This window comes from uncultured Maribacter sp. (assembly GCF_963974015.1).
In the GTDB taxonomy this organism is placed as follows: Bacteria; Bacteroidota; Bacteroidia; order Flavobacteriales; family Flavobacteriaceae; genus Maribacter.
Window position 1 is genome coordinate 1 of the sequence record NZ_CAXBBZ010000033.1, and the last position, 11,715, is coordinate 11,715.

The window sequence follows — 11,715 nt, forward strand, 5'->3', positions numbered from 1 at the left end:
ATTTAGTGTAAAGGCTAATCTATAACTTTTGTAAACCATGTATATTAACGAACATGTAAACCTACTTTGAATTGGAAGACCTAAATGACCGAATTAGGAACGTAGATTCTGAAATGTCGGATTGTCAGAATAAATTGGACAGAATGAAAAAACGAATTCCACTCGGAATTCTTATATGTATAGCATTGGCTTTTCTGTTTCCATATTTGCCTGGAAGACGCGGTAGAAGACCGATGATAGAAACCTGGGATTATAACAATGCTGTAATATTTAGCGCAGTTATTTTTGCAATTATTTATCCAATAGGATACACAATCGGTAAAAATAAATTGGAGAAAAAACTCAGAGAATTAAAACTAAAAAAGCACCTATTTGAAAAAGAGTTGCGGAATTAAAACACTAAAGCTAACAAAACCTAAACGTAATGCGGACTTTAGGGCAAAACCGAAAGGTCTGTGTATATTTATAATGTCGCTAAATCTTATGGATTTAGCTTTGGACAAAACAAAAAAAAGCAAAACAATAAGCTTTAGCTTCGTGCTCAGACGGTAACGAAATGTTTCCTTGCCTTCGCACTACGCTTAGCTAAAACGTTACCAATCATATAGAAATCAGCAGAATGAATAAAAATATCATAGCAGTACTTTTTTTGCTAATAGGGATTAATCAGGTAAAATCACAAGATGCTGCACAAGTTATAATTGGTACAAAACATTCTCTAAGGTCAAATATCCTGAATGAAGAAAGGGAATATTGGATTAGTCTTCCTGACTCATACAATGATAAAGAATCATCCTATAAAAGTTATCCGGTGCTCATCGTACTTGATGGGAATATGCACTTCAAAGCGATATCAGGTATGGTCAACTATATGAGTTCTGATATATATAGAAGCCGAACAATTCCAGAAATGATTGTAGTTGCCATTCAAAATGTTGATAGAAGAAGAGATTACACACCAGACAAAATCATAACAGTTAGAGAGAATAATACAGGCGGTGGAGAGAACTTCCTAAGTTTTTTAGAAGATGAGCTGATTCCCGAGTTGGATCAAAAATATAGAACAGAGCCTTATCGAATCCTTTTTGGGCATTCTTTAGGAGGTTTGTTGGCTACTCACACCTATATGAAAGAAAAGACCCTTTTCAATTCATTTATTGCGGTTGACCCAAGTTTTGGGACATGGGATTCAGAAACCATGGATAAAAAGTTAGATTCCCTGACAGAACAATCATTTGAAAGATTCATTTACATAGCCACAGCCAATTGGGGCAAAAGGAATATTAGAAATCGTGATCGTCATGTTCGATTATACGAGTCATTGCATAGTAAATGTAAAGGTGAGTTACCTGCAAAATTAGAATACTTCGATAATGAAGATCATAGCTCAGTTCCAATCATTGCCTTTCATAACGGAATCTCCGCAATTTTTGAAGGATATGGAATTTCCTACCGTGATTTAGAAGATAAAGAACAACTAACTCAACATTTTCATACACTTTCGGAAAGACTTTCATACGATTTTCAACCTCCCGAGTATCTTGTGAATCAATTGGGTTATAGAATGTTACAAAGTGAAAATGATAAAGACAAAGCCAACGCATTAGAATACTTTATCTTGAATGTAGAAAATTTCCCTATATCTCCTAATTCCTATGATAGCTTAGGAGAAGCCTATGAAGTATTAGGTGATACTAAAAAAGCAATTGAAAACTATGGAAAATCTCTTGAACTAAATCCAGATAATGAAAACGCCAAAATGAAAATAAAAAAATTAAGCAAGAGCGAATAAATACGATTGGTAACATTGGCTATACGTAATGCGGGTTTTAGTGCTTAATTGAAAGTAAATTATTATTAATAAACATAACGCCAAACTGAAAGTGAAGTGCATTTTAATCCCGCACTACGCATAGCCGAGACCGTTGTGCTTCATTATGACAAACCGTTAACCAATGATAAAATTCTTTAGAAAAATTCGGCAAAAACTATTAACTGAAAACAACTTCAGTAAATATCTTCTTTACGCCATTGGAGAAATTATGCTTGTTGTTATTGGTATTGTTATCGCACTTCAATTAAATAACCTAAACGAGAATAATAAAAATGACATATTCGAAAATGAAATACTTTCTCAAATTCAAGAAAATTTAAAAAGCGATAGGTTAGTCTTAAAAAAAGTTGAATTAAATTTTAGAAAAGCTATATCATCTTCTAATAAGATTTTAAATGCAGTAGAATCTCAAAAAACTGAGGATAGTATTAAAATTTGGCTCGCCGAAATAATACAGTTTGACAGGTTTCAACCTCTTACTAATGCTTATGAAGTATTGAAATCAAATGGGTTGGATAGAATTTCAAATAAACAATTACGGTTCTTAATAGGAAAATATTATGACGATGATGCCCTGAGAATGATAAAAGCAACCAACGATATCGAATTGGCTTTTAATGACCATTGGATACCAATATTATTTGAAGAAACAGTTGAATTTGAATTTAAAAAATCAATTGAGCTAAAAGATTACAGCGTTTTACTGAAATCTTCAAAAGAACGGAATATTTTAAAATTAAATCGTGACAATTATTCTTCTGGAATTAGTAAAATTAGTAGCGGTATAAGTTCGATTGAAGAAATACAAAGTTTAATAGCAAAAGAAAAATAACGAAAGCACAACAAAACCTACAAAAAATAAGGGCCTTGGGCTTAATCGCAGGGTTTGTGTATTTTTATGATTTCCGCTAAATCTTTAGGATTTTGCTTTAAACAAGGAAAAGAAAAACAAAACAAAAAAATTTTGCTATGTGCGTGGAGGAAAGCAAACGATAGTTTGCACCCATACTATTTATAGCCAAACCGTTTTGCTTCATTATGACAAACCGCTAACCAATGATAAAATTTTTTAGAAAAATTAGATTTGACTTAATAGAAAAAAATAATCAAGTTTTTGCCACCGTAGCTTCAAAGTCTATTAAGAATGAGTTTTTAAAAAACAATCCGCTTAAGTGCAAGTTCAAAATCTCATTCGAATCTGGGAAAATTTCAAAAATCGAGGATTTTGAATACCTAGGTACTGATTGGAATAGCTGGCAAAGTCAAAGAGATTCTTTAGTAAATTGGATAAGTAAAAATCATCCTGAACTAGATGGTTTTGTAAATGATATGACCAAGAAGGGTTCCGTAAAATATGTAAAGGCGATTGAACTATATGAAAATGATAGAAAGGCATTTTAGCAAATTTGCCAAAGCCATATCATTTTTAGTTTTGACGTATTCAGCATTTTATGGGATTTTATAATTAGGGTTTTTAGTCTTTAGAAATGCTATATTTATCTATATGAACGATGTCTTAATTAGTCTGCGGAAAGAACTACATACCTACCCTGAAGTTTCTGGTAAAGAGAATGATACCGCGAAACGCATTGTTGAATTTGTACAGGATTATCGTCCAACCAACATCATTGAAAATATCGGTGGTGAAGGGGTAGCTATCGTCTATGAGTTTGGGGATAATGGGCCAACCGTGGTCATTCGATGCGAACTAGATGCGTTACCGATTTTAGAGGAAAATACTTTTGAACATCGATCTAAAAACAAAGGTGTTTCGCATAAATGTGGGCATGACGGGCATATGGCAATCGTAGCTGGTTTATCTATTTGGTTGGCAGAAGCTCAATTCAAAAATGGAAAGGTGGTGTTACTTTTTCAGCCTGCAGAAGAAACAGGAAAAGGGGCGGCAAACATGTTAGCAGATGTTAAGTTTACAAGCCTTGCGCCAGATTATGTTTTTGCACTTCATAATTTACCAGGTCAGAAATTACATTTCATAGTAGTGAAACCTGGCTATTTTACGGCCACGGTACAAAGTCTGTGTATTCAATTGAAAGGAAAAAAAGCTCATGCCTCTGAACCAGAAAATGGAGTGAATCCGTCACTAGCAGTGGCAGAGTTGATTCAGGTATTTTCCTCGTTTGCTAATCCGAATTTTGAAAGTAATGATTTTTCATTGTTGACACCGATTTGTATAAACATTGGTAAGAAAACCTACGGTATTTCCCCTGAAAATGCAGAGTTGCACTATACAATTCGAACATGGAGCGGTCAGTTAATGAGTGAGTTAGAAGATAAAATTAAAGATGCTGTTGATGTAGTAGCTAAAAAGTATCAGTTGAGCCATAACATCGATTGGTTCGAGTTTTTTCCTACTTCTGAAAACAATGCGCTCTGCGTGGAATTGGTTGAAAAGGTTACCACGCAAAAAGGATTCGACTTAAAAAAGATGAATACGCCATTAAGATTTGGTGAAGATTTTGGCTGGTTTTCTCAGCACTATAATAGTGCTATTTTCGGTTTAGGGGCAGGAGAACAGCATCCTTCTTTACATCATGCCGATTATGACTTTCCCGATGAATTAATAGATACAGGAATAGCAATGTTTAAGGGATTGATTACAGAAATTTTAGAAGATTAAGACGATTCTTCAACTTTGAGTATGTCATTTTTATAGGCATAGGCTTGCCTTCGAAATATGTAAAAAAGGTATCTTTAAGAAGAATATTTCCAACCAATTCACCATGAAAAATCTATTTCTAGTATTCCTTTTTACAATTCTACTTTTTTCCTGTCAAGAAGAAAAGAAGGCAATGGAACCCGAAGTTCAAAAACCAAATATCATTTACATATTGGCCGATGATTTGGGTTATGCGGAAATTGGGGCTTTTGGTCAAGAGAAAATAGAAACGCCTAATATAGATGCCCTAGCCAAAGAGGGAATGATTTTTACCCAGCATTATTCTAGTGCGCCCGTATGTGCACCGGCCCGATATATGTTTTTAACAGGAAAACATTCTGGTAAAGCATTTATACGCGGTAATGATGAATGGAATGACCGCGGTGATGTTTGGAACTATAAAGCTATGGCGAAAGATTCCACATTAGAAGGTCAACGTCCAGTACCAAAAGGAACGAAGACCATCGCTAATTATCTTAAAGATGAAGGATACAAAACGGCACTAGTAGGTAAATGGGGTTTAGGCGCCCCGCATACGCATTCGATACCCAATGAAATGGGATTCGATTTTTTCTATGGCTTTAACTGCCAAAGACAGGCGCATACCTATTATCCATTACACTTATATAAAAACAGGAATAGGGTTCATTTAGCCAATGACACCATTGCACCAAGTTCACCGTTCCCTAAGGGCGCAGACCCGAAGGACCCAAAAAGCTATAAAGATTATACGTTGACAGACTACGCGCCAGATTTAATGTTCAAAGAGCTGACTGGTTTTGTGGCCGAGAATAAAGATATACCGTTTTTCTTGTATTGGGCAACTCCGATTCCACATGTGGCATTGCAAGCGCCACAACGTTGGGTAGATTATTACATTGAAAAATTCGGACCAGAAGAGCCTTATTTATCAGGTGAAGGAAATGGGTATTTTTCACATCAGAATCCGCATGCGGCCTATGCCGCCATGGTTTCTTATTTCGATGAGAATGTAGGCAAGTTGGTGAAGCAGTTAAAAGACGAAGGTATTTATGATAACACCTTAATTGTTTTTACTTCAGATAATGGTCCAAGTTATGCTGGTGGCGCCGACCCCGAATTCTTTGATAGTGCTAAACCATTTGATGGAAAATATGGCAAAGGAAAAGGTTTTGTTTATGAAGGCGGAATTCGGGTACCAACATTTTTTACATGGCCAGGTAAGATTAAGCGGGGTACAACGAGCGACCTACCATCGGCACATTATGATATGCTGGCCACTTTTGCCGATATAGTTGATACACCATTAGCAGAGCAAACCGATGGTATAAGTATTTTACCAACTTTATTGGGTGAAGAAAATCAGTCTCAACACGAATTTATGTTTTGGGAGTTTCCTGAATATGGAGGGCAAGTAGCCATTAGAATAGGCGAATGGAAGGTTATACGTCAACACCTAAAAGATGACAAAGAACCTACAATAGAACTATATAATCTAAACGATGACCCTAGCGAGCAAGTAAATATTGCAGCCCAGCATCCTGAGATATTAGAAGAGGCAGCGGTCATCTTCAAGAATGAGCATACTAAAGCAGAAACAGAACGCTTTCAAATTCCTCTTATAGAACAAGGATTGTTAGAAAGGTAAATGAACTGGAAAATTTTGTTGCTTCTTTTCGCATTCTTAAGTTTAATTGTATTTTGCAAGGATGGAATAATTGGTAGTATTCTAAATTTAATACTTGTCCAATTATTAATACAATTTAAAAAATCTATACTAATTGCTATATCATTATTGAATTAGATGAAATAAGATTTTTAGGAGATATAAATAATCACCAAAATAGTTTTAAGCAAAAATGAAAAACGGAATTAAGAGTAGAATGCTAAGTCTTTTATTTTTCACAGCATTGTTAGTGCAGGCTCAAGCACCGAAATGGGATAACCCTGAGTGGGAGAATCCTGAAATATTTCAGATTAATAGAGAAGAACCAACAGCATCCTTATACCGATATGAAAATGCAAAAATGGCATTGGAGAATGAGAGTTGGGAGAATTCCTCTTTTTATCAATCGTTAAATGGTGAATGGGATTTTAAGTATGTTGCTAGTGTACCAGAGCGCCCGACCACTTTTTTTAATACCGATTTTGATACATCGGGTTGGGATAAAATAGCTGTACCATCAAACTGGGAATTGAAAGGATATGGTATTCCTATTTACACGAATGTTGTGTATCCTTATCCAAAGAACCCTCCATTTATTCCTCATGATATTAATTCCGTTGGTAGTTATAAACGTCATTTTGAAACTCCTAAAAACTGGAATGGAAAAGATGTTTATCTCCATTTTGGAGGCGTAAGCGGAGCCATGTATGTGTATGTTAACGGGCAAATGGTTGGCTATAGCGAAGGCAGTAAAACACCTGCAGAATTCAATATTTCCAAATACCTTAAAGATGGAGAAAATTCTTTGGCGGTGCAAGTATTGCGCTGGTCGGATGCTAGCTATATGGAAGATCAAGATTTTTGGCGTTTAAGCGGTATTGACCGTGATGTTTATCTATACGCTACTAATACGGCAAGCATAAAAGACTACACGGTTATAGCAGATTTAGATGAAACCTACACCAACGGTAAATTCAGTTTAGATTTAAAATTGTCGAATACCGGTAAGAAATTAAAAGGTTATCAAGTAGAAGTAACCCTATTAGACGCTGCTACCGAAGTTTTTTCTGTAAATCAAAATTTAGATTTAAATACAGGTAACACATCAGTGAAGTTTGCTCAAGAAATTAAAGATGTAAAAACCTGGAATGCTGAAAAACCGAATCTGTATTCATTGCTCTTTACATTAAAGGACAAGAAAGGCAATGTTACAGAAGCTATAAGTTCTAAAATCGGATTCAGAAAAATTGAAATCAAGAACAATCAATTTTTAGTGAATGGACAACCTGTATTAATAAAAGGGGTAAACCTACATGATCATGATGAAGTTACCGGTCATGTTATCAGTGAAGAGGTTACGCTAAAAGATATGGAGGAAATGAAGCGAAACAATATCAATGCGATTCGCTGCAGTCATTACCCAAAGAATGAATTTTTCTATAGAATGGCCGATAAATATGGCTTTTATGTAGTTGATGAGGCAAACATTGAAATTCATGGAATGGGTACGACCAACCAAGGTTTAGATGGTGATGAAGAAGCAATTAAAATTCATCCGGCATATCGACCAGAATGGAATGCTATGCATCTAGATAGAACGATCCGTATGTTCGAACGCGATAAAAATTATACTTCAATTGTTACATGGTCTTTGGGTAATGAAGCAGGTAATGGTCAAAACTTTTTTGATACGTATAATTGGTTAAAGGCACATGATAGTACGCGACCAGTACAATACGAAGGCGCAACCAACTTCTCAAATACAGACATACAAGCACCAATGTATGCAACAATTAAACAAACAATTGAATACGCGGAAAATGACCCTAAAAGACCTTTAATTCAATGTGAGTATGCACATGCAATGGGTAATAGTGTGGGTAATTTACAAGACTATTGGGATGTTATTGAAAAGTATGAGGTATTGCAAGGCGGTTTCATTTGGGATTGGGTAGATCAAGGTTTAAAAACAACCAATAAAGACGGAGTAGAATTCTACGCCTTTGGTGGAGATCTAGGAGGAGCTGAATTACAGAATGATAACAACTTTTGTTTAAACGGATTAGTGAACCCTGATCGTTCGGCACACCCATCTTTATATGAGGTTAAAAAAGTATATCAAAATGTAAAGTTCAGGTCTGATAATCCAAAATCGGGCAAGATCAGTTTAAAGAACATGTACGACTTCACGAATTTATCTGAATATGCCTTTTCTTGGAGATTATTGGAAAACGGAGTAGAAGTAGCAAAAGGCCATATCGCAGATGTAGATATCGCGCCATATGCAACCAAAGAAATTCAGATAGATTTACCAGAACTACTTAATTCAGATTCAGAATATCACTTGAACGTTTACATGACCACTAAAAAAGAAGGTGTACTTATTCCTGAACATTTCTTATTGGCCTATGAGCAATTTCAATTAACGGATTATAGACCATCGGTATTTGAAGATACTATAGACGGACTTGAAGTAACCAAAGCGGATGGTATTATTGTTGTGAAGGGCGATGGTTTTGAAATAGGGTTTAATAGTACCGATGGTAGTTTAATATCCATGGATTATGGTCAAGGAAATCTATTACAGAAAGGACCAAGTGTAAATTTCTGGCGTGCTCCAACAGATAATGATTATGGCTATAATATGCCAAAGCTTTTAAAACAATGGAAGCAAGCAACGGAAACTCAAAACATGATCAGCTTAGAGGTTAATTCTAATGAGGGCAAGAAGATTATAGATGCGGTAAAGCTTTCAGCGAATCCTTTTAAAATTAGGAAAGACCTTAAGCTAATGGCAAATTATGATTTGCCAGCAGTTAATGGTCAGGTGAATATTACCTATACCATTAACAATAAAGGTGAGATTTTAGTAAGCACCCAATTATCTGGCATTCAAGAGAGCTTACCTATTTTACCAAGATTTGGTAATAACCTTATTATTGATAATAGCTATGACCAAGTAAGATGGTACGGTAGGGGAGAGCATGAAAATTATCAAGATCGTAAAACTTCTGCATTGGTCGGGTTGTATGGTGCTAGTGTTTCCGATTTGTATTTTGAATATATCCGTCCGCAAGAGAATGGAAATAGAACGGATATTAGAACGTTGACGTTTGAAAATTCAGACGGGAAGGGAATTAGAATTAGTGCCCCACAATTGTTTAGTTTTAGTGCACACCATCAATTGAATTCTGATTTTGATGAAGGTATGGGAAAAAGGCAACAACATACTTTCGATATTCCAAAAAGGGATTTAATCAATATCAATATAGACCACAGTCAAATGGGTGTTGGTGGTGATAACAGCTGGGGATTACTTCCACACGAAGAATATCAAATTAAACCAGAAAACCTTTCTTTTCAATATGTGATTAGTCCGATACGATAATTCGTTAAAGAGGGCATCCATTTATCAAAGAAAGTTATTAGTAAAAATGAAGCATGAAAAATAGATTTAACATTCTAGCATTGGGTATACTTTTGGTGGCGCTGATAAATTGTAACTTAGAAACTAAGGAAAAGAAAAGTCCAGAAACAAATACAGTAAAGCCGAATAGCACTTCGGAAGTTGAAAAATACGCTATTCTAACTAACAAACCGGATGGATTAATTGCACCAGAAGGCATGGTGTGGGTGCCTGGCTCCACGTTTAAACAAGGTGCAGTTGCTAGCGATAAGATGGCTATGGACCATGAAAAACCTGCTATAAGTGTTTTGGTTGATGGCTTTTTTATGGATGCTACAGAAGTGACCAACAGGCAATTTGCTGAATTTATAAAAGCTACTGGCTATATAACTATCGCGGAAAGAGGAATAGATTGGGAAGAACTTAAAAAACAAGTACCACCAGGCACGCCAAAGCCACATGATTCTATTTTGCAACCTGGTTCATTGACCTTTAAAAAATCTAAGTCTCCGGTTGCTAACCTTTATGATTTTTCCCAATGGTGGAACTGGACCATCGGAGCAAATTGGCAACACCCAAACGGACCAGAAAGTACTATTAAAGGGAAAGAGAATTATCCTGTTGTTCAAATCGCTTATGAAGATGCCTTGGCATATTGTGAATGGGCCAATAGACGCTTACCAACAGAGGCGGAATGGGAACTGGCGTCAAGAGCAGGTTCGTATGGGACAATTTATAATTGGGGTGATGACGCAAGCGTTTTGAGTAAGAAGGCAAATACCTGGGAAGGTGATTTTCCGGTTAATAATAGTATGGCTGATGGGTTTGAATTACGTGCACCTGTAAAATCATATCCTGCAAACGCTTATGGTCTATATGATATGGCAGGTAACGTATGGGAATGGACGAGCGATTGGTACAATGCCAATTATTATAAAGAGATGAAGGTTCAAAACACTGTCTTGATCAATCCTACCGGGGCAAATAGTCCGTTTACACCAAATAATCCGCTTGCCAAAGAGAAAGTTATTAAAGGAGGTTCGTTTTTATGTAGTGATTCTTACTGTGCGAGTTATCGCGTGTCTGCCCGTATGGGCTCAAGTATGGATTCTTCCCTTGAACACACAGGTTTCAGAACAGTAGCGAGTGTAGTTATGTTAACTAAATAATTGGGTAATAGATATTATTCCATGCACTTTAGAAGTCGGTCTAGCTCAATACCTTTGGTGCGGCTAATAGGGATTTTTTGGTCTTTTATTTCAATGAATTCATGATTGTATCGTTCAACCATGCTTAAGTTAACGATATACGATTTGTGTATTCTTAAAAATTTATCATCACCGAGCTTAATATGAAAAGAGGTTAAAGTGGATAGAATTACGTAATTACGTTCTGGGGTTATTACTTTTACATAATCACCAAGCGCCTCTACCCATTGAATATTATGAATGTTAAGCTCAACCTGTTTCAAATTATGTTTAACTACCAATTTGTTTTCGGGTTTGCTTTTAGCGGTATTTTTAATTTTGCTAATAGCTTTGTTGACAGCAAATTCAAATCTGGCTTTACTATAAGGTTTTAATAGAAAATCGATCGCATTATAATCAAATGCTTCTAATGCATATTTCGAATTTTGACTGGTAATAATTACTTGTGGTATTGTTTTCAATCCTGCTAAAAACTCAAATCCATTCATAGTGGGCATCTCGATGTCAAGAAATAACAAATCAATATGTGATGAATTAATTTTTTCTAAGGCCTTGGTACTACTGGTAAATGAATATAAAAGTTCTAGGTTCGAAGTTTTATCTATGACCTGTTCCAATAAAGTACGTTGTACTTTTGAATCTTCAACTATGGCACATTTTAATTTTTTCATGTAACAATACATCATTGGTTCTACAATACTTACGTGTTGTATGTAGAGAAAGTTCATTTTTTACATTTTTTATGATAATATTATAGTTAAGATAAACTGATTGAAATTATAGATTAGGTATGTGATTATCCAATGATTGGATTAAAACTTTTGATAACTTAATTGCAAGTTTTTTGCTCAAAAACCTACTTTTGTATTTGAGAATAATAATTGAACCACTTGATATTATGTCTGATAAAATAGAACGCGTAAAAACATTAATTATAGGATCTGG

Annotated in this window: 9 protein-coding genes; 8 read left to right on the plus strand and 1 reads right to left on the minus strand. The window is 35.4% G+C overall.

What is annotated here, in order from left to right; genetic code table 11:
• The first annotated feature begins 71 nt into the window (after positions 1–71).
• The 8 genes from AACZ41_RS17675 (at position 72) to AACZ41_RS17710 (ending at position 10,731) form a co-directional block, all read left to right on the plus strand.
• A complete protein-coding gene (locus AACZ41_RS17675) occupies positions 72–395 on the plus strand; it encodes a hypothetical protein (protein ID WP_339629926.1) in 324 nt (107 codons plus the stop codon).
• A gap of 224 nt (positions 396–619) precedes the next feature.
• Complete coding sequence (locus tag AACZ41_RS17680; protein WP_339629927.1) at positions 620–1,792, plus strand: alpha/beta hydrolase-fold protein; 1,173 nt, start codon at positions 620–622, stop codon at positions 1,790–1,792.
• A gap of 163 nt (positions 1,793–1,955) precedes the next feature.
• Entirely contained in the window at positions 1,956–2,666 is a 711-nt protein-coding gene (locus AACZ41_RS17685) for a DUF6090 family protein (RefSeq protein WP_339629928.1), read from the plus strand.
• A gap of 224 nt (positions 2,667–2,890) precedes the next feature.
• Complete coding sequence (locus AACZ41_RS17690; RefSeq protein ID WP_339629929.1) at positions 2,891–3,235, plus strand: hypothetical protein; 345 nt, start codon at positions 2,891–2,893, stop codon at positions 3,233–3,235.
• 103 nt (positions 3,236–3,338) lie between these two features.
• A complete protein-coding gene (locus AACZ41_RS17695) occupies positions 3,339–4,472 on the plus strand; it encodes an amidohydrolase (RefSeq protein WP_339629930.1) in 1,134 nt (377 codons plus the stop codon).
• Between the two features lie 103 nt (positions 4,473–4,575).
• Entirely contained in the window at positions 4,576–6,138 is a 1,563-nt protein-coding gene (locus AACZ41_RS17700) for an arylsulfatase (RefSeq protein ID WP_339629931.1), read from the plus strand.
• A 211-nt stretch (positions 6,139–6,349) separates the two neighbouring features.
• Positions 6,350–9,544, plus strand: coding sequence for a glycoside hydrolase family 2 TIM barrel-domain containing protein (locus tag AACZ41_RS17705; RefSeq protein ID WP_339629932.1), 3,195 nt, complete (start codon positions 6,350–6,352; stop codon positions 9,542–9,544).
• Positions 9,545–9,597: 53 nt separating this feature from the next.
• The gene (locus AACZ41_RS17710) at positions 9,598–10,731 is read left to right on the plus strand and encodes a formylglycine-generating enzyme family protein (protein WP_339629933.1); all 1,134 of its coding nucleotides are present in this window, start codon (positions 9,598–9,600) and stop codon (positions 10,729–10,731) included.
• Between the two features lie 14 nt (positions 10,732–10,745).
• Here AACZ41_RS17710 and AACZ41_RS17715 read toward each other — a convergent pair whose 3' ends face one another.
• The gene (locus AACZ41_RS17715; RefSeq protein ID WP_339629934.1) at positions 10,746–11,498 is read right to left on the minus strand and encodes a LytTR family DNA-binding domain-containing protein; all 753 of its coding nucleotides are present in this window, start codon (positions 11,496–11,498) and stop codon (positions 10,746–10,748) included.
• Between the last annotated feature and the right edge of the window lie 217 nt (positions 11,499–11,715).

What these genes read in the sequence shown, in the direction of transcription:
- AACZ41_RS17680 (WP_339629927.1), top strand. Translation starts at nt 620, where the DNA reads ATGAATAAAAATATCATAGCAGTACTTTTTTTGCTAATAGGGATTAAT.
- AACZ41_RS17690 (WP_339629929.1), top strand. Translation starts at nt 2,891, where the DNA reads ATGATAAAATTTTTTAGAAAAATTAGATTTGACTTAATAGAAAAAAAT.
- AACZ41_RS17700 (WP_339629931.1), top strand. Translation starts at nt 4,576, where the DNA reads ATGAAAAATCTATTTCTAGTATTCCTTTTTACAATTCTACTTTTTTCC.
- AACZ41_RS17710 (WP_339629933.1), top strand. Translation starts at nt 9,598, where the DNA reads ATGAAAAATAGATTTAACATTCTAGCATTGGGTATACTTTTGGTGGCG.
- AACZ41_RS17685 (WP_339629928.1), top strand. Translation starts at nt 1,956, where the DNA reads ATGATAAAATTCTTTAGAAAAATTCGGCAAAAACTATTAACTGAAAAC.
- AACZ41_RS17715 (WP_339629934.1), bottom strand. Translation starts at nt 11,498, where the DNA reads ATGAACTTTCTCTACATACAACACGTAAGTATTGTAGAACCAATGATG.
- AACZ41_RS17705 (WP_339629932.1), top strand. Translation starts at nt 6,350, where the DNA reads ATGAAAAACGGAATTAAGAGTAGAATGCTAAGTCTTTTATTTTTCACA.
- AACZ41_RS17695 (WP_339629930.1), top strand. Translation starts at nt 3,339, where the DNA reads ATGAACGATGTCTTAATTAGTCTGCGGAAAGAACTACATACCTACCCT.